Annotated in this window: 25 protein-coding genes; 10 read left to right on the top strand and 15 right to left on the bottom strand. The window is 62.4% G+C overall.

Features of this window, described 5'->3' with window-relative positions; translation table 11 throughout:
- Entirely contained in the window at positions 1–1,059 is a 1,059-nt protein-coding gene (locus tag GGD40_RS16860; protein WP_179744298.1) for an NAD-dependent epimerase/dehydratase family protein, read from the bottom strand.
- 79 nt (positions 1,060–1,138) lie between these two features.
- Here GGD40_RS16860 and GGD40_RS16855 point away from each other — a divergent pair, with 79 nt between their 5' ends.
- Entirely contained in the window at positions 1,139–2,170 is a 1,032-nt protein-coding gene (locus GGD40_RS16855; protein ID WP_179703271.1) for a CDP-6-deoxy-delta-3,4-glucoseen reductase, read from the top strand.
- Here the strand turns inward: GGD40_RS16855 and GGD40_RS16850 are convergent.
- Positions 2,122–2,361 (bottom strand): hypothetical protein, encoded by a 240-nt coding sequence (locus GGD40_RS16850; RefSeq protein ID WP_179744297.1) that lies wholly within the window; start codon positions 2,359–2,361, stop codon positions 2,122–2,124. The two genes, GGD40_RS16855 and GGD40_RS16850, sit on opposite strands and share 49 nt — an antisense overlap.
- 547 nt (positions 2,362–2,908) lie before the next feature.
- Between GGD40_RS16850 and GGD40_RS16845 the strand changes: the two genes are divergently transcribed.
- The gene (locus GGD40_RS16845) at positions 2,909–4,093 is read left to right on the top strand and encodes an acetylornithine transaminase (protein ID WP_035548038.1); all 1,185 of its coding nucleotides are present in this window, start codon (positions 2,909–2,911) and stop codon (positions 4,091–4,093) included.
- A gap of 17 nt (positions 4,094–4,110) precedes the next feature.
- Entirely contained in the window at positions 4,111–4,584 is a 474-nt protein-coding gene (locus GGD40_RS16840; RefSeq protein ID WP_179703270.1) for a GNAT family acetyltransferase, read from the top strand.
- A gap of 115 nt (positions 4,585–4,699) precedes the next feature.
- Here GGD40_RS16840 and GGD40_RS16835 read toward each other — a convergent pair whose 3' ends face one another.
- The 7 genes from GGD40_RS16835 to GGD40_RS16805 all read right to left on the bottom strand — a co-directional run bounded on the left by GGD40_RS16835 (position 4,700) and on the right by GGD40_RS16805 (position 11,737).
- Positions 4,700–5,404, bottom strand: a complete 705-nt coding sequence (locus GGD40_RS16835) for an ABC transporter ATP-binding protein (protein WP_373565336.1) — start codon at positions 5,402–5,404, stop codon at positions 4,700–4,702.
- Between the two features lie 17 nt (positions 5,405–5,421).
- Positions 5,422–6,195: an ABC transporter ATP-binding protein gene (locus GGD40_RS16830; protein WP_179703268.1), complete on the bottom strand. Its 774-nt coding sequence runs from the start codon at positions 6,193–6,195 to the stop codon at positions 5,422–5,424.
- Between the two features lie 17 nt (positions 6,196–6,212).
- Positions 6,213–7,382 carry a branched-chain amino acid ABC transporter permease gene (locus tag GGD40_RS16825; protein WP_179744296.1) on the bottom strand — a complete coding sequence of 390 codons (1,170 nt, stop codon included), beginning with the start codon at positions 7,380–7,382 and terminating at the stop codon, positions 6,213–6,215.
- 18 nt (positions 7,383–7,400) lie between these two features.
- Positions 7,401–8,351 carry a branched-chain amino acid ABC transporter permease gene (locus GGD40_RS16820; protein WP_035548051.1) on the bottom strand — a complete coding sequence of 317 codons (951 nt, stop codon included), beginning with the start codon at positions 8,349–8,351 and terminating at the stop codon, positions 7,401–7,403.
- Between the two features lie 229 nt (positions 8,352–8,580).
- Positions 8,581–9,780 (bottom strand): branched-chain amino acid ABC transporter substrate-binding protein, encoded by a 1,200-nt coding sequence (locus GGD40_RS16815; protein ID WP_179703266.1) that lies wholly within the window; start codon positions 9,778–9,780, stop codon positions 8,581–8,583.
- A gap of 539 nt (positions 9,781–10,319) precedes the next feature.
- The gene (gene ispH / locus GGD40_RS16810) at positions 10,320–11,279 is read right to left on the bottom strand and encodes a 4-hydroxy-3-methylbut-2-enyl diphosphate reductase (RefSeq protein WP_035548057.1); all 960 of its coding nucleotides are present in this window, start codon (positions 11,277–11,279) and stop codon (positions 10,320–10,322) included.
- Between the two features lie 2 nt (positions 11,280–11,281).
- Positions 11,282–11,737, bottom strand: a complete 456-nt coding sequence (locus tag GGD40_RS16805; RefSeq protein ID WP_105508083.1) for an FKBP-type peptidyl-prolyl cis-trans isomerase — start codon at positions 11,735–11,737, stop codon at positions 11,282–11,284.
- 200 nt (positions 11,738–11,937) lie between these two features.
- Here GGD40_RS16805 and radC point away from each other — a divergent pair, with 200 nt between their 5' ends.
- From radC to nadB, 4 genes are all read left to right on the top strand, one after another.
- A complete protein-coding gene (radC, locus tag GGD40_RS16800) occupies positions 11,938–12,702 on the top strand; it encodes a RadC family protein (RefSeq protein WP_179744295.1) in 765 nt (254 codons plus the stop codon).
- Positions 12,703–12,963: 261 nt separating this feature from the next.
- Entirely contained in the window at positions 12,964–13,197 is a 234-nt protein-coding gene (gene rpmB, locus GGD40_RS16795) for a 50S ribosomal protein L28 (protein WP_035548063.1), read from the top strand.
- 10 nt (positions 13,198–13,207) lie between these two features.
- On the top strand, positions 13,208–13,375 hold the full coding sequence (gene rpmG / locus GGD40_RS16790) for a 50S ribosomal protein L33 (protein WP_006050116.1): 168 nt from the start codon (positions 13,208–13,210) through the stop codon (positions 13,373–13,375).
- 259 nt (positions 13,376–13,634) lie between these two features.
- Positions 13,635–15,233, top strand: coding sequence for an L-aspartate oxidase (gene nadB, locus GGD40_RS16785; RefSeq protein ID WP_179703264.1), 1,599 nt, complete (start codon positions 13,635–13,637; stop codon positions 15,231–15,233).
- Between the two features lie 98 nt (positions 15,234–15,331).
- On the opposite strand, the gene nadC is transcribed toward nadB, so the two are convergent.
- From nadC to purN, 6 genes are all read right to left on the bottom strand, one after another.
- Positions 15,332–16,243, bottom strand: a complete 912-nt coding sequence (gene nadC / locus GGD40_RS16780) for a carboxylating nicotinate-nucleotide diphosphorylase (protein ID WP_179703263.1) — start codon at positions 16,241–16,243, stop codon at positions 15,332–15,334.
- Positions 16,243–17,382 carry a quinolinate synthase NadA gene (gene nadA, locus GGD40_RS16775; protein ID WP_134962004.1) on the bottom strand — a complete coding sequence of 380 codons (1,140 nt, stop codon included), beginning with the start codon at positions 17,380–17,382 and terminating at the stop codon, positions 16,243–16,245. Before nadA ends, nadC begins: the two co-directional genes overlap by 1 nt.
- 130 nt (positions 17,383–17,512) lie before the next feature.
- Positions 17,513–18,709 carry a DesA family fatty acid desaturase gene (locus GGD40_RS16770; RefSeq protein WP_179703261.1) on the bottom strand — a complete coding sequence of 399 codons (1,197 nt, stop codon included), beginning with the start codon at positions 18,707–18,709 and terminating at the stop codon, positions 17,513–17,515.
- A gap of 202 nt (positions 18,710–18,911) precedes the next feature.
- Positions 18,912–20,267 carry a mechanosensitive ion channel family protein gene (locus GGD40_RS16765; RefSeq protein ID WP_179744294.1) on the bottom strand — a complete coding sequence of 452 codons (1,356 nt, stop codon included), beginning with the start codon at positions 20,265–20,267 and terminating at the stop codon, positions 18,912–18,914.
- Between the two features lie 78 nt (positions 20,268–20,345).
- The gene (locus GGD40_RS16760) at positions 20,346–21,605 is read right to left on the bottom strand and encodes an RsmB/NOP family class I SAM-dependent RNA methyltransferase (protein ID WP_179703259.1); all 1,260 of its coding nucleotides are present in this window, start codon (positions 21,603–21,605) and stop codon (positions 20,346–20,348) included.
- Positions 21,602–22,255: a phosphoribosylglycinamide formyltransferase gene (purN, locus tag GGD40_RS16755; RefSeq protein WP_105512087.1), complete on the bottom strand. Its 654-nt coding sequence runs from the start codon at positions 22,253–22,255 to the stop codon at positions 21,602–21,604. Before purN ends, GGD40_RS16760 begins: the two co-directional genes overlap by 4 nt.
- Before the next feature lie 116 nt (positions 22,256–22,371).
- Between purN and GGD40_RS16750 the strand changes: the two genes are divergently transcribed.
- The 3 genes from GGD40_RS16750 (at position 22,372) to lspA (ending at position 26,882) form a co-directional block, all read left to right on the top strand.
- Positions 22,372–23,367, top strand: a complete 996-nt coding sequence (locus GGD40_RS16750; RefSeq protein WP_179703258.1) for a bifunctional riboflavin kinase/FAD synthetase — start codon at positions 22,372–22,374, stop codon at positions 23,365–23,367.
- 168 nt (positions 23,368–23,535) lie between these two features.
- Complete coding sequence (ileS, locus tag GGD40_RS16745; RefSeq protein ID WP_179744293.1) at positions 23,536–26,373, top strand: isoleucine--tRNA ligase; 2,838 nt, start codon at positions 23,536–23,538, stop codon at positions 26,371–26,373.
- Positions 26,373–26,882 (top strand): signal peptidase II, encoded by a 510-nt coding sequence (gene lspA, locus GGD40_RS16740; protein ID WP_035548088.1) that lies wholly within the window; start codon positions 26,373–26,375, stop codon positions 26,880–26,882. The genes ileS and lspA overlap by 1 nt, the downstream gene beginning before the upstream one ends.
- The last annotated feature ends 89 nt before the right edge of the window (positions 26,883–26,971 follow it).

Here is a 26,971-nt window from a genome sequence, read left to right as displayed (position 1 = left end):
TCACGCTTGCGCGGCGACCTCGCGCAGAAAATCTTCCACGCTCGGGTAGCGTAATTGCACGCGCAATTCCGTCTTGAGCCGCCGGTTTATCAGCCGCCTCGATTCACGCATGAACGACAGCATGGTCGGCTCGATCGCCTGCTCGGCCTGCGCACGCGTGATACGCGGCGCACGCGCGACGCCGAACGCATCGGCGACCGCATCGAAGTACTCCCCCATTTTCAACGACGAGTCGTCGCTCGCGTGGATCACGCGCGCCGGCCGGCCGTGTGTGGCGAGCCGCACGAGGATCGCGGCGAGATCGTCGGCGTGGATATGGTTGGTGTAGACGTCGTCGGCATCGATCAAGGCCGGCGTGCGTTTTTCGAGCCGCGCGAGCGGCAGACGGTTGCCCGCATAGATGCCGGGAATCCGCGCGATGCTGGCGCGGACCGCGCCGCGAGCGGTCGCGCGCCGCAGTTGCCGCTCGGCCGACACACGACGTTTGGCGCGCGCATTGGTCGCCTGCGTGACGCGCGTCTCGTCGATCCAGGCGCCGCCGCAGTCGCCGTAGACGCCCGTCGTGCTCGCGTACACGAGGCGGACCGGCGCGCGCGAAGCGGCGGCACGGCTGACCCCGTCGGGTACAATATTGGCTTTCCCGGATCCGTCCCACAGGGCAAAATCAGCAAACCCGGCACGCGCGGCCCGTTCGCGACGCAGCCGCCCAACCGGCGCCACGGCAGGCGCCGCCGCAGCGCGCAGCGCGCGGGCGCCACGAGCGCCGAGCGTCGCGAGCAAGGCGCGGGTACGCAGATCGTCGTTGCCATTTTTTTGTGGCGGCGCAAGGTGCAGCACCGTCGGCGCGAGGCCCGCGAGTCGTTTCAGGCTGCGGCGCTGATCCAGATCGCCGACCAGCGGCGTGACGCCTGCGGCGCGCAGTTCGGCGCAGCGCCCGGCATGGCTGGTCAGTGCAAAGACGTGTGCACGTGGCTGCAGCAAGGGCACGCAACGCATGCCGACATCGCCGCAACCTACGATCAACACGCGCGGCCGGCGGAAGTTTCGTGTCGCTTTCATGGTGGACGCATTGTAGCCGTCAGCCGCGAACGCGGCGGGTCCGATAACGATTACCGACTTTTCGATTTCCGCACACTTTATGGCATTCAACGTCACGCTCCGGCAAAGCGGCCGGCAGTTTCAGGTAGAACAGGACGAACCGGTGCTGAGCGCCGCGTTGCGCCAGGGCATCGGCCTGCCGTACGGCTGTAAGAACGGCGCTTGCGGCTCATGCAAGGGCACGGTGCTCAGCGGTCAGGTCGAACAGCGCGCGCATTCGTCGTCGGCGTTGTCGAACGACGAGAAGACTCGCGGCATGGCGCTGTTGTGCTGCGCGACCGCCTGCTCCGATCTCGAAGTGGACGTCCGCGAAGTGGCCGGTGTCGGCGACGTGCAGGTCAAGAAGCTGCCGTGCCGCGTCAGCGCGATCGAGCGCAAAGCCGACGACGTCGTCGTGCTGAAGCTGCAACTGCCCGCCAACGAACGTCTGCAATATCTGGCCGGCCAGTACCTCGAATTCATTCTGAAGGACGGCAAGCGCCGCAGCTATTCGATGGCGAGCGCGCCGCACGCGGAAGGCCCGGTCGAACTGCATATTCGCCACATGCCCGGCGGCGCATTCACCGACCACGTGTTCAACACGCTGAAAGAGCGCGACATTCTGCGCTTCGAAGCGCCGCTCGGCACGTTCTTCCTGCGTGAAGATTCCGACCGGCCGATCGTGCTGCTGGCTTCGGGCACGGGCTTCGCGCCGCTGAAGGCGATCGTCGAGCATGCGGTGTTCAAGAACCTGGATCGTCCCATGACGCTTTACTGGGGCGCACGCCGCAAGAAAGACCTGTACCTGCTCGAACTCGCCGAGCAATGGGCACGCGAGATTCCGAACTTCAAGTTCGTGCCGGTGTTGTCGGAGCCGGACGCGGACGACGCGTGGACGGGCCGCGTCGGCTTTGTGCATCGCGCGGTGATCGAAGACTTGCCCGATCTGTCGGCGTACCAGGTCTATGCCTGCGGTGCACCGGTGATGGTCGAATCGGCCCAGCGCGATTTCACCCAGCATCACGGCCTGCCGCAAGATGAGTTTTATGCGGACTCGTTCACGAGTGCCGCGGATCTGGCGAACGCGGTTTGAGGTGAGCGGCGTCGGTGCAGATGCGCCGATGCTCGCAACGTACTCATCAGCGCCCCGGCCAGTTGCAGCATCTGCTGATGAAGCGCGATGGCGGCGCGAGTCGTGCCGGCCATTGTCTGAAAAGTGCTGAGACGATCTTCAGAGAGCAGCGCGGTAATTGCTGAAATTTCATCATCTGTCAGTCGGTCCATTAGACGTGCGCCTCCTCGGCTTTTAGACTTCTTGGCGATAAGTCGGGATCAGCGTCGGCAGCTATCTTCGGATGGGCGGACCCCCGGCTTCCTGATTCGGAATGGGCGCTCAGTTGAGCGCCCATTTGCTTTTGCGGCGACGGTTTGTCGTGAGTTGCCGCCCGTGCGAACAATGCCCAAAAACAACCGCCGTCACATTCTAGTCAGCGGCCGGTCTCATAATCGGCAAGCCGCATAAGCTTGCGCGTCGGAGAAAAAATCCGTCCGATGCAAATTCATGGTTTACACCAGCGCTTTCCTTGTCGTATTCTTTCGCGCATGAACCGCATCCAGTCCGAACTCCGACGTCGCCGCTCGCCGCTCCCCTAGGGACGCCGCTGGCTTCGTCACGGATTCGCGCCACACACAGGCGCACGCAGTTCGAATCATGAAAGCCACGGCATGCCGTGGCTTTTTTGTTTTTGCCGTTCCGTTGTATCCCCGGCCGCTCTGTTGCGTATCCGGCCAACTTTCATCCCCCTTCACCCGTTGTCTGGAGCCTGCCGTCATGAATTTCACTGAGTACCCGATCGAGTCGCTGATGTACATCACGAACCGGCCCGAAATCGTTTTCACGCACGGCAAGGGCTCGTGGCTCTACGACAATAACGGCAAGCGATATCTGGACTTCATCCAGGGCTGGGCGGTCAATAGCCTCGGGCATTGCAACGAAGGCATGATCGAAGCGCTGAACAAGCAGGCCAAGCTGCTGTTCAATCCGTCGCCGGCGTTCTACAACGAGCCGATGGCGCAACTCGCCGGTCTGCTCACGCAACACAGCTGCTTCGACAAGGTGTTCTTCACCAACAGCGGCGCCGAAGCCAACGAAGGCGCGATCAAGCTCGCGCGCAAGTGGGGCAAGAAGTTCAAGGACGGCGCGTTCGAGATCATCACCTTCGATCACAGCTTCCACGGCCGCACGCTAGCCACCATGTCGGCCAGCGGCAAACCGGGCTGGGACACGATCTACGCACCGCAAGTGCCGGGCTTCCCGAAGGCGGATCTGAACGACATCGCGTCGGTGGAAAAGCTCATCAACGCAAAGACCGTTGCCGTGATGCTCGAACCGATTCAGGGCGAAGGCGGCGTGATTCCGGCCACCCCCGAATTCATGAAGCAATTGCGCGCGCTGACCCAACAGCACAACCTGCTGCTGATCGTCGACGAAGTGCAAAGCGGTTGCGGCCGCGCAGGCACACTGTTCGCGTACGAACTGTCGGGCATCGAGCCGGACATCATGACGCTCGGCAAGGGCATCGGCGGCGGTGTGCCGCTCGCGGCGCTGCTGTCGAAGGCGGAGGTCGCCGTGTTCGAAGCCGGCGATCAGGGCGGCACCTATAACGGCAATCCGCTGATGACCGCGGTCGGCTATTCGGTGATCTCGCAACTGGTGGCGCCGGGCTTCCTCGAAGGCGTGCGCGCGCGCGGCGAGTATCTGCGCGCGAAGCTGCTGGAGCTGTCGGCGGAACGCGGCTTTGAGGGCGAACGCGGTGAAGGCCTGCTGCGCGCGCTGCTGCTCGGCAAGGACATCGGCAACCAGATCGTCGAGAAGGCTCGTGTGATGCAACCCGACGGTCTGCTGCTGAACGCGGCGCGCCCGAACCTGCTGCGCTTCATGCCGGCACTGAACGTGACGAACGAAGAAATCGATCAGATGATGGCGATGCTGCGTTCGATTCTCGACACGCTGTAACTCAAAGGAACGCACCTATGACGACGACCTCCACGCTATCGATCCGCCGCTTCGACGCGCGCGACACCGATGCCGTGGTCGCGCTGTGGCAAGAAGCCTTCCCCGAGTATCGGGACGTGACGAGGCCGCAGCGCAACCCGCATCTGTCGATCGCCAACAAGCTGGCGACGCAACCGGAACTGTTCTTTGTCGCGACACTCGACGAGCGCATCGTCGGCACGGTGATGGGCGGCTACGACGGTCACCGAGGCTGGCTCTATTCGCTGGCCGTCGACGAATCGTTGCGACGTCACGGAATCGGTACGCGGCTGGTCGCGCACGTCGAGCAGGTATTGACCGGGCTGGGTTGCCCGAAGCTGAATCTGCAGGTGTTGTCCGCCAAGACGGATATCCGTGAGTTTTATGAGGCGCTCGGGTATCGCGCCGACGCGGTGATCAGTTTGGGCAAGCGGCTGGGCGAACTCGCGGAGCCGGCGGCGGTGGCAAACTGACCCGTTAAGCTTCCTGACGAGTCGAGACGAGACAACACGTCGCGTCGGAATAGAAAAAGGCTGCATGCGTTTGCGCATGCAGCCTTTTTTATCGGTCTCGTCCCGCTAAACCAGGTTACTCACCCAGATAAGCCGCACGCACCTTCGGATCGTCCAGCATCTGCTTCGCGTCGCCCGACATCGTGACCAGACCCGAGTCCATCACGTAGCCGCGGTTCGCGGCCTGCAGCGCGAGACGCGCGTTCTGCTCGACCAGCAGCACGGTCATGCCTTCAGCCGAGATCGCCCGCACCACTTCGAAGATCTTCTCGACCATGATCGGCGACAGACCCATCGACGGTTCGTCCAGCAACAACAGCTTCGGCTTGCTGATGATCGCGCGCGCCATCGCCAGCATCTGCTGTTCGCCGCCGGAGAGCGTGCCCGCGTACTGCGTGGCCCGTTCCTTCAGACGTGGGAAAAAGCCGAACATGCGATCCACGTCCGCCTTGATGCCGTCGGTGTCGGTACGCAGATAAGCACCCATCTGCATGTTCTCGATGATCGACATGCGCGCGAAGATGCCGCGGCCTTCCGGCACCATCGCCAGACCGCGCTTGAGCAGCAGATGCGGCGGCACGCCCTTGATCGACTCGCCCATGTACTCGATGTCGCCGATCGTGTACGGCTTCAGACCCGTGATCGCCTTCATCGTCGTGGTCTTGCCCGCACCGTTCGCGCCGATCAGCGTGACCAGCTCGCCCTGCTGCACGTCGAGGTCGATGCCCTTGACTGCCTGGATGCCGCCGTAATTGACCTGCAGGCCCTTGATTTTCAACATTGCTTGCGTTGTGGACATCAGTGGACTCCCGCACCCAGATAAGCTTCGATCACCTTCGGATCCTTCTGCACGTCTTGCGGCAGACCTTGCGCAATTACCTTGCCGTAGTCGAGCACCGTCATCTGGTTGCACAGACCCATCACGAGTTTCACGTCGTGCTCGATCAGCAGGATCGTCTTGCCGTCGCTGCGGATCTTGTCGAGCAGCTTGGTCAGATCGACCTTTTCCGTCGCGTTCATGCCGGCCGCCGGTTCATCCAGTGCGAGCAGCTTCGGATCGGTTGCCAAGGCACGGGCAATTTCCAGACGACGCTGATGGCCGTACGACAGATTGCGCGACGTGTAGTCCGCGTACTGCGCAATGCCGACGTACTCCAGCAGTTCGATCGCGCGTTCCTTGATCTCGCGCTCTTCCTTGCGTTCGGCCGGCGTCTGGAACACCGCACCGATCAGGCCGTGTTTGGTGCGCACGTGACGGCCGACCATCACGTTTTCCAGCGCGGTCATGCCGCCGAACAGACGGATGTTCTGGAACGTGCGCGCGATACCGGCTTTTGCCACCTGATAGACCGCTGTGGGCGTGTACGGCGTGCCGTCGAGCTTGAAGTCGCCCGAATCCGGCGTGTACAGGCCCGTGATCACGTTGAAGAACGTCGTCTTGCCGGCGCCGTTCGGGCCGATCAAACCGTAAATCTGGCCGGACTTGATTTCAAGCCCGACGTCGGACAGCGCCTGCAAGCCGCCGAAGCGCTTGTTGACACCCTTCACCGACAGTCGAATGTTGTCGCTCATTTTTCTCTCTCCCCGGCTTAGGCGCGAACCGGCTTCTTGCCGCCACGCTTCGTCAGTTTCGCAATCTTGTCTTCATGCTTGGGCGATGGCCACAAACCTTCCGAGCGATACAGCATGATCAGCACCATGGCGAGTGCGTAGACCAACTGACGGATCACTTCCGTGTCGACGATTTCATGACCGAAGACCATGTTCTGCAGCGGACCCATGGTCGAACGCAGGAATTCCGGCAGCACCGCGAGCAGCACCGCGCCGAGAATCACGCCCGGGATATGGCCCATACCGCCCAGCACCACGCACGCCAGCACCACGATCGATTCCGGCAGCGTGAACGATTCCGGCGACACGAAGCCCTGGAACGAGCCGAACATCGCGCCCGACAAACCGCCGAACGACGCGCCCATCGCGAACGCCAGCAACTTCACGTTGCGGGTGTTGATGCCCATCGCCTTGGCGGCGATTTCGTCTTCGCGGATCGCGGCCCATGCACGGCCGATACGCGAGTGCTGCAAACGCGTACACACCCAGATCACGGCCAACGCTGCGATCACGAACAGGTAGTAGTACGAGTACACCGTGGGGAACTGGAAGCCGAACAGCGTGTGCGTTTGCGCGAGGCTGAAGTCGCCGAAATGCACCGGGTCGATCGCCGTGATCCCCTTCGGGCCGTTGGTGATGTTCACCGGACGGTCGAGGTTGTTCAGGAAGATCCGCACGATTTCCCCGAAGCCCAACGTCACGATGGCGAGGTAATCGCCCCGCAGACGCAGCGTCGGTGCGCCGAGAATCACGCCGAAGAACGCGGCGACAGCCATCGCGCACGGCACGATGAGCAGGAACGGCACATGCAGCCCGTTCGGCGCGAGATGCGCGATCCACTCGAACTGCGACGACAGGTGCGGCGAACTCAGCAGAGCGGCCGTGTAGGCGCCGACCGCGTAGAACGCGATGTAGCCCAAATCCAGCAGGCCGGCAAAGCCGACCACCACATTGAGGCCGAGCGCGAGCATCACGTACAGCATCGCGAAGTCGAGCACGCGGACCCAGTAGTTGCCGCCAGCCGCGCCGATGATCATCGGCGCGGCGATCACGAAGATCGCGGTGATGATGCCGACCGTCAATGTCTTGGCCAGGTTCTTTTCAGGGATGAGCGTCGTGGACGGCTCGATCGGTTGAATTGAGGTCATGTTTATTTTCTCCCAGAATCAGGCGCGATCCGCAACGCGTTCGCCGAGCAGACCCGACGGACGGAACACCAGCACAATGATCAGCACGATGAAAGCGAACACGTCCTGATAATTACTGCCGAACACACCACCGGTGAGGTTGCCGATATAGCCGGCGCCCAACTGCTCGATCAGGCCGAGGATCACCCCGCCCACCATCGCGCCGCCGAGGTTGCCGATACCGCCTAGCACCGCCGCCGTAAAGGCCTTCAAACCGGGGATGAAGCCCATGTAGAAGTGCGCGTTGCCGTATTCGGACGCGATCATCACGCCGGCCAGAGCGGCGAGCGCCGAGCCGATCATGAACGTCGCCGAAATCACGAAGTTCGGGTTCACGCCCATCAGGCTGGCATTGCCCGGGTTCTCGGCGATGGCACGCATGGCGCGGCCGAGCTTGGTTTTGTGCACCAGCAGCAGCAGGCCGGCCATCACGAGGAACGCCACCACGATGATCACGATTTCAGTCATCGAGATCACGGCGCCCGGCGTCGTGTCGGTGGCCTTGATCACGTTGATCGGGTCGGTGGGCAGCAGCTGCGGGAACGGCAGCGGGTTGCGCGACCAGATCATCATGGCCAGCGTCTGCAGCAGGATCGACACGCCGATCGCGGTGATCAGCGGGGCGAGACGCGGTGCTTTACGCAACGGCCGGTAGGCCACCCGCTCGATCGTGTAGCCGACCGCCGCGCACACAATAGCGGCGATGATCAGCGCGATGATGAGCGTCGGCACATTGCCGAGGCCGGGGAAGTGGTTCTGAAGCACGCCTATGGCTGAGAGCGCAACCATCGCGCCCACCATCAACACATCGCCGTGAGCGAAGTTGATGATGCCCAAGATGCCGTAAACCATCGTATAGCCCAGTGCGATGATGGCGTAAACGCTGCCAAGCACCAGCCCGTTGAGGACCTGCTGGATGAAGATATCCATTTAATGCTCCTTAGCCCGTGCGACTGGATTCGCGTTCTTCATCAGCCGGTGGGCGGTGATGCGTCACGGAATCTCAACGGCACTGCGGGTACTGATGTAAAAGACCGGTAAGGGTTATCCGCCGCCGGTTTGCCATGACGACCGGGATGCGGTCGCAGGCTCGCCTTGAGCGGATGCAAAAACGGCACCGTTGGGTGGTTTCGGTGCCGTCAGGCTGAACGTCCCGTCATCACATCTTCACGACGTCGAGAACCGCTTTTTTGCCGTCCTTGAAGTCGTAAAGCGTAATGGCGCCCTCTTTCAAATCACCCTTGTCGTCGAACGCGATGTGCCCGATTACCCCGTTGTAATCGGTGGACGGCATCGCAGCCAGCACCTTGGGCGCCTCGATCGAATTAGCGCGCTTCATCGCATCGACAATCACGTACACAGCGTCATACGTGAACGGTGCGTAAATCTGCACCGGTGTGTGGAAGCGGTCCACGTACTTCTTTTCGAAGTCCGCTCCCTTGTCCATCTTCGAAAGCGCGAGTCCCGCCTCCGAGCAGACCAGGTTTTGCACGGCGGATCCCGCCAGCTCCCCCACCTTGTCGGTACACACACCGTCGCCGCCAAGGATTTTTGCCCTGATACCGAGCGCCGCCGCCTGTTTGGTGAACGGCCCGCCCGTCGCGTCCATACCGCCGAACATAATCACGTCCGGCCGAACACTCTTGATCTTTGTGAGGATGGCCCGGAAATCCGTGGCCCGGTCGTTCGTCGCTTCCCGCGCGACGATCTTCGCTCCGCTCGCCTGTACGGTCTTCGCGAATTCGTCCGCGAGCCCCTTACCGTAGGCGGTTGCATCGTCCACTATTGCGATGCGTTTGGCGCCCAACGCCTTCGTGGCGTAATCGGCGAGCGCCGGACCTTGTTGCGCGTCCGTGGCGACGACCCGGTAGGTCGTCTTGAAACCCTGCTGCGTGTAGGCCGGGTTCGTCGACGACGGCGAGATCTGCACGATGCCTGCATCGCTATAGATCTTCGAAGCCGGAATCGACACCCCCGAGTTCAGATGCCCGACCACCGCGACTACGTGATCGTCGACCAGCTTCTGCGCGACGGCGGTGCCCGTTTTCGGATCCGCTGCATCGTCTTGCGCGTCGAGCTCCAACTGGATCTTGTGGCCGTCGATCGTTAAACCCTGTGTGTTGATTTCCTCGACCGCCAGACGCGCGCCGTTCTCATTGTCTTTGCCAAGGTGCGCAATGCCGCCCGTCAATGGGGCCGCATGACCAATTTTCACGACCGTCGCTTCGCTTGCCGGCGCCGCTGCCGTCACGGCCGCCGATGCACCTGCTCCTGCCTCGCCATCCTGTTTCTTGCCGCACGCGGTCAGCATCGCAACCGCGGCCGCGATGGACACGGCGTAAGCAAATTTGACTCGCATTAAGTAGGTCTCCTGCGCCTTGCAAAATCTCGTGTTCGGGACCCGGAGGCCTTGAGAACGCGCGCATTGTAACTCCAATTTTGCGACGGGCAATATTGTTGAACCGGCAGGGTTTTCCTGCATTGCAACCTTATTTTGAGAGCGAAATTCACTAAAAGGCGCAACCCGGTTGCGACTATTTTTCGTGCATCAGTTGCACCAGCGCCGCGCCCCGTGGCATCAAGTGTTGCGGCGAATTGGCCCAAGCCCCGATTGCAGCGCGTTTCGCGTTAGGTATTACGTTTCTATCGATTCAACGATCACGCACTATTTTAGTGCGTCAAAAATCGACGCAAGCGCTTTTGCTCGAAATAAACGGGGCCGCATCACTGAAGATGAGTTTAAAAACCAGATCGGTTTTCAAAAGAATTTGTGCGCAAGGCCACCAAAACGAGGTGTGACCCGTGATCTGGCACTTTATTTATTGTTAGATGGCCTGGTCGATGGACATAAAAAAAGCGCACCCTCGGGTGCGCTTTCCTTTCATGGTCAGCTAATTGTCAGGCGGGCAGACCCAGCCCGCGCGGCAGCGGAAACGCGATGTTTTCCTCGATGCCTTCGAGCGCGCGCACGTTGCGCACGCCGAGTTCGCGCAAGCGGGCGATCACCGCCTGAGCGAGCACTTCCGGCGCCGAGGCGCCCGCCGTCACGCCGATACGGCGCTTGCCCTCGACCCAAACCGGATCGATCTGATCCGGCGAATCCACCATATAGGCCGGTACGCCGAGCTTTTCGGCCAGTTCGCGCAAGCGGTTGGAGTTCGAGCTGTTCGGGCTGCCGACCACGATCACGACGTCGCACTGCGGCGCCATGAACTTGACCGCGTCCTGGCGGTTTTGCGTCGCGTAGCAGATGTCCTGCTTCTTCGGCTCACGGATAGACGGAAATTTGGTCTTCAGCGCGCGGATGATTTCGGCGGCGTCATCCACCGACAGCGTGGTTTGCGTGACGAACGCGATCCGCTCCGGATCGTCGAGCTGCAAGGCCTGCACGTCTTCGATATCTTCGACCAGGTGCATCCCCTCGCCGGCCTGGCCCATGGTGCCCTCGACTTCAGGATGCCCCTTGTGGCCAATCATGATGATGTCGAAACCGTCCTGGCGCATCTTCGCCACTTCGATATGCACCTTGGTCACGAGCGGGCACGTGGCGTCGTACACCCGCAGCCCGCGCGACTCGGCTTCCGAACGCACGGCTTTCGACACCCCGTGCGCACTGAAGATCACCGTATTGCCGGCCGGCACCTCTTCCAGCCGTTCGATGAAAATCGCGCCCTTTTTGCGCAGATCTTCGACGACATACGCGTTGTGGACGATTTCGTGACGCACGTAGATCGGCGAGCCGTGCAGCTTGATAGCCCGCTCGACGATCTCGATCGCCCGATCGACGCCGGCACAGAACCCGCGCGGCTGCGCCAGCAGGATCTCGGTTTCGGCAAGAGTCGTATCCGTGATGCTCATGTTTACAAAATCCCGATGATTTTCACTTCAAACGCCAGCGCCTGGCCGGCAAGCGGGTGGTTGAAATCGAACAGGGCCGAGGTTTCGCCGACCTCCTTCAGGACGCCGGCGTAGCGGCCGCCACCCGGCGCATTAAATTCGACCAGATCACCGGGCGAAAAATCCTCGCCGATCATGCTGTTTTCTCGCAGCGTGGCCAGCGACACGCGCTGGATCAATTCCGGATTGCGGGGACCGAACGCCTGACCGGGCATTAGCTGAAAGGTCGAGTGGTGGCCCACCTTCAAACCCAGCAAAATATCTTCCAGCGGCGGCGCCAGTTGACCGGCGCCGAGCAGCAGCGTGGCCGGCTTCTCAGTGAAGGTGTTGATGACTTCGGCGCCATCGGCAAGGGAAAGCCGGTAATGAAGCGTCACGTGTGAACCGGGTTTCACTTCGGAAATGTCGATGATGCTCATGCAATGCTCGCTCAGTCGAAGCGCGCTGCACGCGTGCGCCGCGGGCACAGTCGACGCCGCAGTACGCGTGTGGCAGACCGTCGGGGGTGCCGTGCGCAAAGCGCCTATTGTAAGCCACATAGTCTGCGCTGGCTTGGCTGCGTCGCAGAGCGCCGCAGCATTGGCGCCGCCCTCAAACCGAACCGGAGGACTCTCTATATATGGCCGATTACGCCAGCATGATCGACGAAACACCCTTGCCTGCCGTGCTACCGCCGCCGCCGGTACGCGGCAAACGGCCACGCCCGCGGCTGATCAGCGGCAAGTGGCTAAAGCAGGACATGCCGCGCGAGCGCCTGATCGACCACGGACCCGGCGTATTGTCGGACACCGAGATGATCGTGCTGGTGCTGGGTTCGGGCTTGCCCGGACACGACGTGTTCAGCGTCGCGCGCGCGTTGCTGGAGCGCTTCGGCTCGTTACGCGCGATGCTCGACGGGTCCTACTCGGACTTCGAGGGCATCCGCGGCATCGGGCCGGCGAAAATCGCCCAGTTGCTGGCCATCATGGAGATGGCGCGCCGCTCGCTGGTCGCCCGCATGCGCGAGCGTTCGCTGATGAACTCGCCGGAAGCCGTGGAGAACTTTCTGCGCCTGCGGATCGGCGCACTTCAACAGGAAGTGTTCATGTCGCTCTATCTCGACGCCCGTCATCGGTTGATCGAATGCGAGGAAAGTGCCCAGGGCACGCTCACGCGGATGGCGGTGTATCCGCGCGAAATCGCCCGCCGCGCGCTAACTTTGAATGCAGCCAGCCTGATCGTCGCGCATAATCACCCCTCCGGCGTCGTCGAGCCGAGCGCGAGCGATTGCCGCCTGACGCGCACACTGCGCGACACCCTCGCGCTGATCGACGTGCAACTGATCGATCATCTGGTGATCGGCACCGACCAGGTTTACTCGTTCGCCCGCGCCGGCTGGCCGTGACAGGGCTTGAACCCGGGCCGAATCCGGCCTGAACCTGGACCGCACGGGCGTTGAGCGCAGTCAGGCATCGCAAATAAGGTTTGATTTTGCGGCTTTTTTTCCGCTATAATTCCGGTTTGCCTATTTCCAACCCCCTGTTCCGAAGCCACCAAGGCGTTCCGGAAAGGACCAAGCGCCTCTAGTTTCATAACTTAAGCGTGGCTCTTTTCGGGAAACTTTCACGGCGTTCGAACTCAGAATTAGCGTATTAGGAGTGCTCTCATGGCACGCGTATGCCAAGTAACTGGGAAAGCGCCGATGAGCGGCAACAACGTTTCCCACGCGAACAACAAAACCAAGCGCCGGTTCCTGCCGAACCTGCAAAACCGCCGTATTTGGGTGGAAAGCGAAAACCGTTGGGTGCGTCTGCGCGTTTCGAACGCCGGCCTGCGCCTGATCGACAAAAACGGTATTGACGCTGTGCTCGCAGATCTGCGCGCACGCGGCCAAGCCTAAGGAGTAAATCATGGCGAAAGGCGCACGCGACAAGATCAAGTTGGAATCGACCGCAGGCACGGGTCATTTCTACACGACGACGAAGAACAAACGCAACATGCCGGAAAAGATGCTGATCAAGAAATTTGATCCGGTCGTCCGTAAGCACGTTGACTACAAGGAAACCAAGATTAAATAAATCTTGGCTCCTGCCTGACGAAGGCAAAGACAGGCGCAAAAAGCCTCGCATTCATGCGAGGCTTTTTTGTTTTCTACGGGGCCTGTTTTCCGCTGCTCCAATCTCAACGATCACGTCGCAGCATTCCCTTCGCGCACTGAGATAGTCTTAACCCGTTCGGCTAGCTTTCCCTACTCCATCGCGACGCGTATCCTTTCTCGTTTTAGCGGCGAACGCATGTTTCGCCGTCATGGCAAAACGACAGTGGGAGATGCGGGTAATGGAATTCGATGTGGCGATTGTCGGTAGCGGTCTGGCTGGTTTGAGCGTCGCGCTCAATCTCGCCGAGACCCGGCGGGTTGCAGTGGTCGCCAAGCGATCCATGACCGAAGGCGCGAGCGATTGGGCGCAGGGCGGCATCGCCGCGGTGCTGGACTCGGCAGACAGCATCGAAAATCATGTGCGCGATACGCTGATTGCCGGCGGCGGCTTATGCGACGAAGCGGCGACACGCTTCATCGTCGAACACGGGCGTGCCGCGATCGAATGGCTGATCGAGCAAGGTGTGCCGTTCACCAAAGACGACGACGCAGAACTCGGCTTCCATTTGACGCGCGAAGGCGGCCATAGCCATCGGCGCATCATTCACGCCGCGGACGCAACCGGTCACGCCGTGGTCGCCACGCTCAGCGAACGCGTGCGCCGTCACCCGAACATCACGCTGCTCGAAGATCACTACGCGATCGATCTGATCACGTCCGACCGCCTCGGCTTGCCGGGCCGTCGGTGTCACGGTCTGTACGCGCTCAATCTGCAGAGCGGCCGCACCGTCACGATCGAGGCGCCGCATACCGTGCTCGCCACCGGCGGCGCCGGCAAGGTCTACCTGTACACAACGAACCCCGACACCGCGACGGGCGATGGCATCGCGATGGCGTGGCGCGCCGGCTGCCGCGTGTCGAATATGGAATTCATCCAGTTCCATCCAACCTGCCTGTTCCATCCCTACGCGAAGTCGTTCCTGATCTCGGAGGCCGTGCGCGGCGAAGGCGGCATTCTGAAGCTGCCCGACGGCACCCGCTTCATGCCGAATCACGACGAGCGCGCCGAGCTCGCGCCACGCGACATCGTCGCCCGTGCAATCGACTTCGAAATCAAGAAGCGCGGCATCGATTGTGTGTATCTCGACATCAGCCATCAATCGCCTGAATTCCTGCGCGAGCATTTTCCGACGATCCTCGCGCGCTGCCTCGAATTCGGCATCGACATCACCAAAGAAGGGATTCCGGTCGTGCCGGCCGCGCATTACACATGTGGCGGCGTCGTGACGGATCTGGCGGGCCGCACCGATCTCGCGGGCCTGTATGCGGTCGGTGAAACGTCCTGCACGGGTCTGCACGGTGCGAACCGGCTGGCGAGCAATTCGCTGCTCGAATGCCTCGTGATCGGGCGCTCCGCCGCGCAGGCTATCGAGGCAGAAGGCTTCAGCGCCGCCGTCCATGCACCGCTGCCCGACTGGGACGAGAGCCGCGTCTCCGATCCGGACGAGGAAGTGGTCGTCGCGCACAACTGGGACGAGTTGCGCCGGCTGATGTGGAATTACGTCGGCATTGTGCGCACCGACAAGCGTCTGATGCGCGCCAAACACCGGCTCGCCTTGCTGCGTGACGAGATCCACGAGTACTACGCGAACTTCAAGGTCAGCCGCGATCTGCTTGAGCTACGTAATCTGGTGGACGTGGGGTCGCTGATCGTGGAAGGCGCGCGGTCGCGGCGCGAGAGCCGCGGCCTGCACTTCAGCCGCGACTGGCCGGCCACGTTGCCGAAGGCGTTGCCGTCGGTTCTATCGCCGGAGCATGTGCGCAACCGCAATGTGTGATTGAATGTGAGTTGAAACGAAAAGGCCATCGCCGGTGAACACACTGGCGATGGCCTTTTCTCTAGTGCAGCTAACGCTTGAACGCGTAAGCCCTTGCCTCAAACAATCCGCATCGAGTAATCGGTTGCGCGCACGTCTTTGGTCAATGCGCCGATCGACACCCGATCGACGCCCGTTTCCGCAATCGTCTGTACCGCGTCGAAGTTCACGCCACCCGACACCTCCAGCACCGCCCGTCCCGCTGTTACGCGAACGGCCTCGCGCATTGCGTCGAACGAGAAGTTGTCCAGCAGAATGGATTGCGCACGATGCGCCAACGCCGTTTCCAGTTGCTCCAGCGTCTCAACCTCGATCTGGATAGTGATGCCCGCGTTCAGCGCAAGTGCCGCGTCCATTGCCGCACCCACGCCGCCGGCTGCGGCAATGTGGTTTTCCTTGATCAGAATGCCGTCGTACAGCGCGAGCCGCTGATTCGCGCCGCCGCCCACACGCACCGCGTATTTCTGCGCGAGCCGCAAACCGGGCAGCGTCTTACGCGTGTCCAGAATGCGCGTTCGCGTATGGGCGATCGCGTCGACATAACGGCGCGTTGCGCTCGCCACGCCCGACAGCAACTGCAAAAAGTTCAGCGCGTTGCGTTCGGCCGTCAGCAACGCGCGCACCGGTCCGCGCAGTTCGCAAACGGGCGCGTCCGCCGTCATGCGATCACCTTCGCGGTAGAGCCATCGCACGTCGATGCGCGAATCCACCTCGCGCATCACCGCGTTGAACCACGGCACGCCGCAGAGCACCGCATCTTCCCGCACGATAATGCGCGCGTTGCGTACGTCGTCCGCGGACACCAGGCGGCCGGTCTGATCGCCTGCGCCGATATCTTCGGCCAGCGCATCGGCGACGTTGCGCGTGAGCGCGGCGTCGAATGCCGCACCGTATTGCGCGTGAATTTCAGCGAACAGCGGCGACACTGCGTCGCCCAGATCGTGCTCCACCATGCCCTCAACCGCCCCCATCACGCTGCTCCCACATTCGAATACAGTTGCGCGTCGCGCGCGAGATCACCGCTCGCCTGCACGCGTTTCTTCTGGCGTGCGGCGAAATCCAGCATCCGGTCGATCGGCAGACGCGCCCGCTCGCCGATCGCACGGTCGACGAAAATTTCGTTATGGCCGCGTTCCAGCACGTCGGCCAGATTCGCCAGGCCGTTCATCGCCATCCACGGGCAGTGCGCGCAACTCTTGCAGGTCGCGCTGTTGCCGGCCGTCGGCGCGGCAATCAGGGTCTTGCCGGGCGCGGCGAGTTGCATCTTGTGCAGAATGCCGAGATCGGTCGCGACGATGAAATGCGTGGCATCGAGTTTTTGCGCGGCGTCGATCAATTGCGTGGTCGACCCCACCACGTCCGCTTGCGCAACCACGTTCGCCGGCGATTCCGGATGCACCAGCACTTTCGCGCCCGGATACTCCGCGCGCAGCAGATCGAGTTCAATGCCTTTGAATTCGTCGTGCACGAGACACGAGCCTTGCCACAACAGCATGTCCGCACCGGTCTTGCTCTGGATGTAGCTGCCGAGGTGCCGGTCCGGCGCCCAGATGATCTTTTCGCCGCGCGCATGCAGATCGGCGACGATCTCCAGACCGATCGACGACGTCACCATCCAGTCCGCGCGCGCCTTCACCGCCGCGCTGGTGTTCGCGTACACGACCACCGTGCGATCAGGATGCGCGTCGCAGAACGCCGAGAATTCGTCCACAGGACAGCCCAGATCGAGCGAACAGGTCGCGTCGAGATCGGGCATCAGAATGCGCTTGTTGGGGCTCAGAATTTTGGCCGTCTCGCCCATAAAACGCACCCCGGCCACCACCAGCGTCTGCGCATCGTGATCACGGCCGAAACGCGCCATTTCCAGCGAATCGGCCACGCAACCGCCGGTTTCATCGGCGAGTTCCTGCAACTCCGCGTCGACGTAGTAATGCGCGACGAGCACCGCTTTCTCGCGCTCAAGCAGCGCGCGGATGCGTGTCTTCAGTGCCGCTTTTTCCTGCGCCGACGGCGTGTCGGGCACCTTCGCCCAAGCCTGCCCGATGCCGCAGGTCATGCCCTGCGCTTGCGGCCGATCGTATTCGACGGTCCTGATCGCCTGCTGATCCATGATCTCCTCTGCCTTCGCTCTGCCGCCGCGGGCGGTCAACGACGTGTCGTTGCAATTTCCGCGGCCCAAAAAGCAAAACCCCGCCAACGCGGGGTTTTGTGACGTAACGAGATTTTAATGGATTTCGCAATCAGGCATAACGGCGCAGTCGCAAAGCGAATTCCTGCAGCGCTTTGATACCGCTCTGCTCAGCACGATGGCACCAGTCCTGCAACTGAACCAGCAACTGGTCACGCGACGCATTCGACCGCTCCCACATGGACGCGAGTTCGTTGCGCATGTCGATGTAGGTCTTGAGCTTCTGGCTGTTTGCGAAGATTTGCGGCAATTGGCGCTTCTGCGGCTCGTTCAAACCGGCTTCTTCCTTGTGGAACCAGCTACGCGCACCGCGCATGACCTGATACTTCTCGCGCGCACCCACTTCTTTCAGATGAGCCAATTCCTGGCGATAGGCGCGCTTGAGCGCCTTGCCGTAACGCGCCATCACTTCGTAGCGGTTGGCCAGCACGGCTTGCAGCGTGTCCTGATCGAGCACCAGCTTGCCGGTGGTCAGACGCGGCGTCGGCGCGACCTTCTTCACCTTGGCAAGACGGAACGCCGACATGATGCGAATGTACATCCAGCCGATATCGAACTCGTACCACTTGTTCGACAGCTTGGCCGACGTCGCATACGTGTGGTGATTGTTATGCAGCTCTTCACCGCCGATGAGGATGCCCCACGGGAAGATGTTGGTGCTCGCATCCGACGAGTTGAAGTTGCGATAGCCCCAGAAGTGCGCGAGGCCATTGACCACGCCCGCGGCCCAGAAGGGAATCCACACCATCTGCACGGCCCAGATCGTCAGACCGGCCACGCCGAACAGCGCGATGTTCAGCACCATCATCAGGCTCACGCCGAGGATCGGGTACTTCGTGTAGACGTTGCGTTCCATCCAGTCATTCGGCGTACCGTGGCTGAATTTGCGCATCGTTTCTTCGTTCTTGGCCTCGGTGCGGTACAGCTCCGCACCTTCGAGCAACACCTTCCAGATGCCGCGCGTTTGCGGGCTATGCGGATCTTCTTCGGTCTCGCACTTGGCATGGTGCTTACGATGAATCGCGGCCCATTGGCCGGTCAGCATGCCAGTGGTCATCCACAGCCAGAAACGGAAAAAATGACTGACGACCGGATGCAGCTCCAGCGCGCGATGCGCCTGGCAGCGATGCAGATAGACCGTCACGCCGATAATCGTGATGTGCGTCGCGATCAGCGTGTACACCACGAGTTGCCACCACGAGAAGCGCAGCAGACCGTGGGCAAGGAAGTCGAGCAAGGAATTCAACAAGGCAATTTACCTGTGGAACGAGAGACACCAGACACACGCAACATGCGCATGTCAAGAAAGTGAAAGCATACAGCGGGATTGGACGTCATTCTACTTGAACCGTTCCAAGCGTTTGTAACAAATGGGGATTTTTTGTGCGATATCAATGGGATGGAAAACGCCGACAGGGTTTTTACCGCTGTCGGCGGGTTCGAAACACCCGTCAGAGGGCGCCGTCCGCCTGATTGGCCGCAGGGGCGGTCATTGTTACCGGTTGCGGCATGGCCGCACTCACATTGCCCACGATCCGCACTTCGCGTTGCGCGAACGGAATCGAGATGTCGTGTTCGGAGAACAGACGCCAGATATTGCGGTTCACGGCGGAGCGCACACCCGACGTGCCGGTTGCCGCGTCTTCGATCCAGAAACCCAGTTCGAGATTGATGCCGTCGGTGCCGAAGCTCGCCAGATAGGGCGTGGGCGCGGGCTCCTTGAGCACGCGCGGCACGCCTTCGGCCGCTTGCGCGAGCAGACCCATGGCCTGCTCGACGTCCGACGAATAGGCGACTTGCACGACCACCTTCGAATACCCGCGCGTCAGGAACGACGACTGGTTCTGCACTACGTCCGTGATCAGTTTTTCGTTCGGGATCAGCGTTTCGATACCGTCGAGCCCACGCACCACGGTGTAGCGCGTACGAATCTGCGTGACCATGCCTTGCAAGCCGCTCACGTTGATCGTGTCGCCGATCCGCAGCGACCGGTCGATCAGGATGATGAAGCCCGACACGTAGTTGCTGGCGATCTTCTGCAGCCCGAACCCTAGCCCGACGCCCAACGCGCCGCCGAACACGCCCAGCACGGTGATGTCGATGCCGACCAGCGACAGGCTGATCAGAATCGCCGCCAGCATCAACGCTGCCCGACCGACGCGCGCCACCACCACCTTCAGATTGGCGTCGAGCGTGGTCGAACGGATCAGGCGGTCCTCGAACGTGGAGCCGAGCCACATCGCGACGATCATCGTCACGCAGACCCACAGCAGGCCCGTGGTGAGCGACAGCAGCGTCATGTGCGCATTGGCAACACGGAAATGGACGCTGCCCATCCACGAGATCACGTCGTCCTGAATGCCCATCACGGTCAGCACCATGCCGATCCAGACGACCAGCGAGACCAGTTTTTCGACCAGGAACAGCCAGGGATGCGTCACGCCGTCGTGGCTAAAAACCCGTCGCGCGATGAAAAACACGATGTAGATCAGCCCGATGCCAAACAGCGGCACCAAGGCCAGATCGAGCAGCGCGGTATGCATGAATGGCGCGGTGATCGTGCGCGCGAGCCACACGAGCACCGCGCCGATCAGCGGGAAGAAGGCGCGGTTCAGGCTTTCCGCACCGAAGCGCAGCGTCTGGTAACGCGTTTGCCGACGCAGATCGAGCGTGCGCCGCAACAGGCGCGCGAGCAGCCACGCGAGCGCGAGCGTCCCCAGCAGCACGCCGACCTGCCAGAGCATGACGGGCTGGCCGAAGTCGCGCGCGAGGTCGCCGAACATATGAGAAAAAATACGGTTTTGCATGATGTCGCCGAAATCGCCGGCGTGCCGCGGGTCAACTAACCAACCCACGGCACGTCGGCAAAAAGCCTGTCGCGTTGCTTAGCTCTGGCGTTCCAGCACGGCGGCGAAGAAGCCGTCGGTTGCGTGGCGGTGCGGCCACAGCGACAGGTAGTCGCCCATTTCCAGTTCGATGCGCTGCTCGGCCAGCACGTCGCGTACGGGCACCAGAACGAAGTCCGGATGATCGGCGAGGAACTGTTGCACGACCACTTCGTTTTCCGCTTCCAGAATCGAGCAGGTCGCGTAGACGAGGCGGCCGCCCTTCTTCACCAGACGCGAGGCGCTCGCCAGAATCGACAACTGCTTCGGCGCCAGTTCCGCGACCGAGTCCGGCGACTGACGCCACTTCAGATCCGGGTTGCGGCGCAGCGTGCCCAGCCCGCTGCACGGCGCATCGACCAGCACGCGGTCGATCTTGCCGGCCAGACGCTTGATCTTGGCGTCGTGTTCGCTATCGATCAGCACCGGATTCACGTTCGACAACCCGCTGCGCGCGAGGCGCGGCTTGAGTTTGGCGAGACGCCGCTCCGAGATGTCGAACGCATACAGACGGCCGGTGGAGCGCATCGCCGCGCCCAGCGCCAGCGTCTTGCCGCCCGCGCCCGCGCAGAAGTCGACGATCATCTCGCCGCGCTTGGGCGCGACCAGCGAGCACAACAGTTGGCTGCCTTCGTCCTGCACTTCGACCCAGCCGTTCTGGAACGCGTCGAGTTTGGTGAGCGGCGGCTTGCCGACCACCCGCACACCGAACGGCGCGAACGGCGTGGCGCCGCCTTCGATGCCGGCCTTCGACAGCGCGTCGAGCACGTCGTCGCGGCTCGCCTTGATCGGGTTCGAGCGCAAATCCAGCGGCGCCGGGTAGTTCAGCGCGGCGGCCAGTTGGGCCAACTCGGCGGGTTCGAAACGCTTGGCTAACGCCTGATAGATCCAGTCAGGCAGATTCAGGCGAATTCGCAGCGGCAGGCTTTGCGGGTCGATCTTCGACACGTGTTCGAGCCAGCTCAACTCCTGTTCCGACACGAACGGCTTGAGCGCGTTACGCCCCGCCGTTTGCATCAGGCCGAGCAAAGCCATGCGGCGAGCCGGGCTGCCGGCGCCGCTTTCGGCCAGATGGGCGAATTCCATCCGGCGACGCAGCACCGCGAACACCGCTTCCGCGATCACGCCGCGCTCGCCGTGCCCAAGCTTCGGATGAGCGCGGAAAAAGCGGCTGGTCGTGGCATCGGCCGGGCCGGTAAGTTTCAGGACTTCAGCCAGCAAAGTCTCAGTTTGTCCAATCAAAAAACCATGTAATCTCATGCGCCCTCTCCGGCGGTGTGACCGGCAAAGAGCCATTGCGGCTCTGACGGCGTAAGCGTGACACGCAGGCCATCTAGAGCAAGGCGCCCTTCGACGAACCAGCGCACCGCGCGTGGATAAATAATGTGTTCGATTGCCAGCACGCGTTCCGCGAGCATGGCGGGGGTGTCGCCGTTTTCCACGGGAACCGCCGCCTGCGCGACGATTGGCCCGTGATCCAGTTGCGACGTAACAAAATGCACCGACGCGCCGTGCAGCCGCACGCCGGCGTCCAGTGCCTGTTGATGGGTTTTCAGGCCCGGAAAGCTCGGCAGCAGCGACGGGTGAACGTTCAGCATGCGCCCGGCGTAACGGTCGACGAAACCGGCCGTCAGCACGCGCATGAAGCCCGCGAGCACCACGAGATCGGGCGCGAAGCCGTCGATCTGCTGGGCGAGCGCCGCGTCGAAGCTGTCGCGGTCGGGATACTGGCGGTGGTCGACCACCGCCGTGGCAATACCGTGCGACGCCGCGAACGCAAGGCCCGCGGCGTCAGGACGGTTGGCAATCACGGCGGCGACTTGCGCCGGCCAAACCTCGTCCGAGCAGGCTCGAACGATGGCTTCCATGTTGCTTCCCCGCCCCGAAATCAGGATGACGAGTTTTTTCATCCGCGGATTTTATCATTCGGGGACCCTGAAACCGCGACGCGCCGCCGTCTCACGCGCCGAGCGTTTATAATCGTTTGTTTTGCGGCACCCCGCCCGCCCTATTCCAACGCGCTATCGTGAGAGTCTTCCGCGGTCTTCCCAATGCTGAAAGCCGTGCGCCCTGCGCACTGACCATCGGCAACTTCGACGGTGTCCACCGCGGCCATCAGGCTCTGCTCGCGCACGTGCGCGCAGCGGCCGACGCGCGCGGCCTGCCCGTCTGCGTGATGACCTTCGAGCCGCACCCGCGCGAGTTCTTCAATCCCGCCGGCGCGCCGCCGCGTATCGCCATGCTGCGCGACAAGCTCGAGGCGCTGCGCACCAACGGCGTCGATCGCGTGGTGGTCGAGCATTTCAACCACACGTTCGCGAGCCAGTCGCCGGATACGTTCGTCGAACGGATCATCGTCAACGGGCTGCACGCGCGCTGGGTGATGATCGGCGACGACTTCCGCTACGGCGCCAAACGCGCCGGCGATTTCGCGTCGCTCAAGGCCGCGGGCCAGCAATACGGTTTCGAAGTCGAGCAGATGGCCACCGTCGCCGATCCGTCCGGCGCGCGCATTTCCAGCTCGGGCGTGCGCGCCGCGCTGGTGGCGGGCGACCTCGATTCGGCGCGGGCCGCGCTGGGCCGCGATTATCTGATCAGCGGCCACGTCGTGCACGGCATGAAGCTCGGCCGCGATCTCGGTTTCCCCACGTTGAATCTGCCGATCGCCCACAAGCGGCCGGCGCTCGCGGGTATTTTCGTGGTGCGCGTGCACGGCGTGGCGGACGAGCCGCTGCCGGGCGTCGCGAGCCTCGGGCTGCGCCCCACCGTCGACGATTCCGGCCGCGTGCTGCTCGAAGTGCATCTGCTCGACTGGCACGGCGACGCGTATGGCAAACTCGTGCGCGTCGAATTCCTGAAGAAGCTGCGTGACGAGGAAAAGTACGTCGACCTCGAAACGCTGACCGCCGCGATCGCGCGCGACGTCGTCAACGCCCGCGCCTGGTTCGCGGCCGTCGGCGTCGGCGCGCCGGGCAGCCGGTCCACCGGCTTCGCCACCTCGGCCACCGACCGAATTAGATAGCCGCCGTGGTCCATGCGCGCATGCCGTACGCCGCCTGGACCCTCGCCGCGCGCATCGAAGGGCGTCCGTGGAACACGCGACATGCCTGCCGGGCGCGCCCCACGCCCACGCGCAGCGTGCGCATTCCGCGCCCCGCTGTGCACAGAACGAATTCACCGCGACCACATCATGAGCAACAAGAAAGCCGATTCGAAACCGCAGTCACGCTATCCGGTCAACCTGCTCGACACGCCGTTCCCGATGCGCGGCGACCTGCCCAAGCGCGAGCCGCAATGGGTCAAGGAATGGCAGGAAGGCAAGATCTACGAAAAGATCCGCGCCGCCAGCAAGGGCCGCAAGAAGTTCATCCTGCACGACGGGCCGCCGTATGCGAACGGCGACATCCACCTCGGTCACGCGGTGAACAAGATCCTCAAGGACATGATCGTCAAGGCGCGCAATCTGGCAGGCTTCGACGCGGTCTACGTGCCGGGCTGGGACTGTCACGGCATGCCGATCGAAATCCAGATCGAAAAGCAGTTCGGCAAATCGCTGCCGGCCGCTGAAGTGATGCAGAAGGCGCGCGCCTACGCGACCGAACAGATCGAGAAGCAGAAGATCGGCTTCCGTCGTCTGGGCGTGCTCGGCGACTGGGACAATCCGTACAAGACCATGAACTTCACGAACGAAGCCGGCGAAATCCGCGCGCTCGCGAAGATCCTCGAAAAAGGCTACGTGTTCCGTGGTCTGAAGCCGGTCAACTGGTGTTTCGACTGCGGCTCGGCGCTGGCTGAAGCGGAAGTCGAATACGCGGACAAGAACGATCCGACCATCGACGTGCTGTTCAGCTTCGCCGAACCGGAAAAGACCGCGCACGCCTTCGGCTTGAACGCACTGCCGCGCGAAGAAGGCGGCATCGTGATCTGGACCACCACGCCGTGGACCATCCCCGCCAACCAGGCGCTGAACCTGCATCCGGAAATCGTCTACGCGCTGGTGGATACGCCGCGCGGTCTGCTGATCCTCGCGGAAGAGCGCGTTGAAGCGTGCCTGAAGCAATACGGTCTGGAAGGCACGATCGTCGCCACGGCGCCGGGCGCGAAGCTCGTCAACCTGCGCTTCAATCACCCGCTCGCGGCCGCGCATCCGGCTTACAAGCGCACCGCGCCGGTCTATCTCGGCGACTACGTGACGACCGAAACCGGTACGGGTGTCGTGCACTCGTCGCCGGCATATGGTGTGGAAGACTTCGTGTCGTGCAAGGCGCACGGCATGGCCGATTCCGACATCATCAGCCCGGTGATGGGCGACGGCCGCTACATCGAATCGCTCGCGCTGTTCGGCGGCCTGTCGATCTGGGCAGCCAATCCGCAAATCGTCGAGGCCCTGCAAACGGCCGGCTCGCTGCTGCGTACCGAGAAGTACACGCACAGCTACATGCATTGCTGGCGCCACAAGACGCCGATCATCTACCGCGCTACCTCGCAATGGTTCGCCGGTATGGACGTGAAGCCGAACGACAGCGACAAGACGCTGCGTGAAACCGCGCTGGAAGGCATCGAAAACACCGCGTTCTATCCGGCGTGGGGGAAGCAGCGTCTGTTCAGCATGATCGCCAACCGCCCGGACTGGACGCTGTCGCGTCAACGCCAATGGGGCGTGCCGATGGCGTTCTTCGTGCACAAGGAAACCGGCGAGCTGCATCCGCGCACGGTGGAACTGCTCGAAGAAGTCGCGCAACGCGTTGAGAAGGCCGGTATCGAAGCGTGGCAAACGCTCGACCCGCGCGAACTGCTCGGCGACGAAGCCAACCTGTACGAAAAGAACCGCGACACGCTGGACGTCTGGTTCGATTCCGGCACCACGCACTGGCATGTGCTGCGCGGCTCGCATAAAGACGAACTGCAATTCCCGGCCGATCTGTATCTGGAAGGCTCAGATCAACACCGCGGCTGGTTCCATTCGTCGCTGCTGACCGCCTCGATGCTCGACGGCCGTCCGCCGTACAACGCGCTGCTGACCCACGGCTTCACCGTCGACGGCGAAGGCCGCAAGATGAGCAAGTCGCTCGGCAACGGGATCGACCCGCATGAAGTGGCCAACCGCCTCGGCGCGGAAATCATCCGCCTGTGGATCGCGTCGACCGACTACTCGGGCGAACTGGCGATATCGGAAGAAATCCTGAAGCGCGTCACGGAAAGCTATCGCCGGATCCGCAACACGCTGCGCTTCCTGCTCGCGAACCTGTCGGACTTCGATTTCGCGCAGCACGCGCGTCCGGTCGAAGACTGGCTCGAGATCGATCGCTACGCGGTCGCGCTGTCGGCGAATCTGCAGAACGACATCCTCACGCACTACGACAAGTACGAGTTTCATCCGGTGGTCGCCAAGCTACAGACGTTCTGCTCGGAAGACCTCGGCGGCTTCTACCTCGACGTGCTGAAGGATCGCCTGTACACCACCGCGGCGGATTCGGTCGCGCGCCGTTCGGCACAGACCGCGCTGTATCACATCGCACACGGCCTGCTGCGCCTGATGGCGCCGTTCATGTCGTTCACCGCCGAAGAAGCGTGGAAGGTGTTCCAGCCGAATAGCGAAACCATCTTCACCGAGACGTATCACGCGTTCCCGGCCGTGCCGCAAGCGGGCGAACTGCTCGACAAGTGGACGCTGCTGCGCGCCGCGCGCGGCGACGTGACGAAGGCGCTGGAAGAAGCCCGCGGCGCGAACCTGATCGGTTCGTCGCTGCAGGCGGAAGTCGAAATCCGCGCGAGCGGCGCGCGTTACGACGTGCTCGCGAGCCTCGGCGAAGACTTGAAGTTCGTGCTGATCACGTCGGCGGCGAATGTCGTGAAGGTCGCGAGCGAAGCGGAAGAAGGCGTCGAAGTGATCGCGTCGAAGTATCTGAAATGCGAGCGCTGCTGGCACTACCGCGAGGACGTCGGCGCGCACGCCGATCACCCCACGCTGTGCGGCCGCTGCTTCAGCAATCTGTTCGGCGACGGTGAAACGAGGAGCGCGGCATAATGGCACGAACCCTGTCCAAAGCATCGAGCGGCCATAGTTCGCTGGCGCCCTGGCTGGGCGTCGCGCTGATCGTGATCCTGTTCGATCAGCTGACCAAGATCGCGATCCAGAAGGTGTTCGCGTACGGTGTCCCGCATGAGATCACGCCGTTTTTCAACCTGATCCTCGTGTACAACCGCGGCGCGGCGTTCAGCTTCCTCGCCATGGCCGGCGGCTGGCAACGTTGGGCCTTCACCGCGCTCGGCGTGATCGCGGCGCTCGTGATCTGCTATCTGCTCAAGCGCCACGGCGGGCAGAAGATGTTCTGCACGGCGCTCTCGCTGATTCTCGGTGGCGCGCTCGGCAATGTGATCGACCGGCTCGCGTACGGCCACGTGATCGACTTCCTCGATTTTCACGTGCGCACGTGGCACTGGCCGGCATTCAACCTCGCCGACAGCGCGATTACCGTCGGCGCGATCCTGCTGGTGCTCGACGAGTTGCGGCGCGTCCGCGGCGCGTCACGCTAACGCCGCAGACGCCGGCGCCTGGGTTCGTCAGAATCCGCGCGCCGGGGTCCGGTTCGAAAGACGCGGCGGCCCGGGGTGCAATGCCTCAC

The organism is Paraburkholderia bryophila (assembly GCF_013409255.1).
In the GTDB taxonomy this organism is placed as follows: Bacteria; Pseudomonadota; Gammaproteobacteria; order Burkholderiales; family Burkholderiaceae; genus Paraburkholderia.
Note: the sequence above shows the minus strand (reverse complement) of the source record. Positions and strands in the feature narration are given on the sequence as shown.

Excerpts from the sequence above, each read along its gene's own strand:
- radC (WP_179744295.1), top strand. The coding sequence starts at position 11,938 with ATGGCCGATTACGCCAGCATGATCGACGAAACACCCTTGCCTGCCGTG.
- purN (WP_105512087.1), bottom strand. The coding sequence starts at position 22,255 with ATGAAAAAACTCGTCATCCTGATTTCGGGGCGGGGAAGCAACATGGAA.
- GGD40_RS16845 (WP_035548038.1), top strand. The coding sequence starts at position 2,909 with ATGAATTTCACTGAGTACCCGATCGAGTCGCTGATGTACATCACGAAC.
- GGD40_RS16860 (WP_179744298.1), bottom strand. The coding sequence starts at position 1,059 with ATGAAAGCGACACGAAACTTCCGCCGGCCGCGCGTGTTGATCGTAGGT.
- GGD40_RS16765 (WP_179744294.1), bottom strand. The coding sequence starts at position 20,267 with ATGCAAAACCGTATTTTTTCTCATATGTTCGGCGACCTCGCGCGCGAC.
- nadB (WP_179703264.1), top strand. The coding sequence starts at position 13,635 with ATGGAATTCGATGTGGCGATTGTCGGTAGCGGTCTGGCTGGTTTGAGC.
- GGD40_RS16835 (WP_373565336.1), bottom strand. The coding sequence starts at position 5,404 with ATGTTGAAAATCAAGGGCCTGCAGGTCAATTACGGCGGCATCCAGGCA.
- ispH (WP_035548057.1), bottom strand. The coding sequence starts at position 11,279 with ATGAGCATCACGGATACGACTCTTGCCGAAACCGAGATCCTGCTGGCG.
- GGD40_RS16815 (WP_179703266.1), bottom strand. The coding sequence starts at position 9,780 with ATGCGAGTCAAATTTGCTTACGCCGTGTCCATCGCGGCCGCGGTTGCG.
- GGD40_RS16825 (WP_179744296.1), bottom strand. The coding sequence starts at position 7,382 with ATGACCTCAATTCAACCGATCGAGCCGTCCACGACGCTCATCCCTGAA.
- rpmB (WP_035548063.1), top strand. The coding sequence starts at position 12,964 with ATGGCACGCGTATGCCAAGTAACTGGGAAAGCGCCGATGAGCGGCAAC.
- GGD40_RS16760 (WP_179703259.1), bottom strand. The coding sequence starts at position 21,605 with ATGAGATTACATGGTTTTTTGATTGGACAAACTGAGACTTTGCTGGCT.
- rpmG (WP_006050116.1), top strand. The coding sequence starts at position 13,208 with ATGGCGAAAGGCGCACGCGACAAGATCAAGTTGGAATCGACCGCAGGC.
- GGD40_RS16850 (WP_179744297.1), bottom strand. The coding sequence starts at position 2,361 with ATGGACCGACTGACAGATGATGAAATTTCAGCAATTACCGCGCTGCTC.
- GGD40_RS16830 (WP_179703268.1), bottom strand. The coding sequence starts at position 6,195 with ATGAGCGACAACATTCGACTGTCGGTGAAGGGTGTCAACAAGCGCTTC.
- nadC (WP_179703263.1), bottom strand. The coding sequence starts at position 16,243 with ATGGGGGCGGTTGAGGGCATGGTGGAGCACGATCTGGGCGACGCAGTG.
- nadA (WP_134962004.1), bottom strand. The coding sequence starts at position 17,382 with ATGGATCAGCAGGCGATCAGGACCGTCGAATACGATCGGCCGCAAGCG.
- GGD40_RS16820 (WP_035548051.1), bottom strand. The coding sequence starts at position 8,351 with ATGGATATCTTCATCCAGCAGGTCCTCAACGGGCTGGTGCTTGGCAGC.
- GGD40_RS16840 (WP_179703270.1), top strand. The coding sequence starts at position 4,111 with ATGACGACGACCTCCACGCTATCGATCCGCCGCTTCGACGCGCGCGAC.
- GGD40_RS16855 (WP_179703271.1), top strand. The coding sequence starts at position 1,139 with ATGGCATTCAACGTCACGCTCCGGCAAAGCGGCCGGCAGTTTCAGGTA.
- GGD40_RS16805 (WP_105508083.1), bottom strand. The coding sequence starts at position 11,737 with ATGAGCATCATCGACATTTCCGAAGTGAAACCCGGTTCACACGTGACG.
- ileS (WP_179744293.1), top strand. The coding sequence starts at position 23,536 with ATGAGCAACAAGAAAGCCGATTCGAAACCGCAGTCACGCTATCCGGTC.
- lspA (WP_035548088.1), top strand. The coding sequence starts at position 26,373 with ATGGCACGAACCCTGTCCAAAGCATCGAGCGGCCATAGTTCGCTGGCG.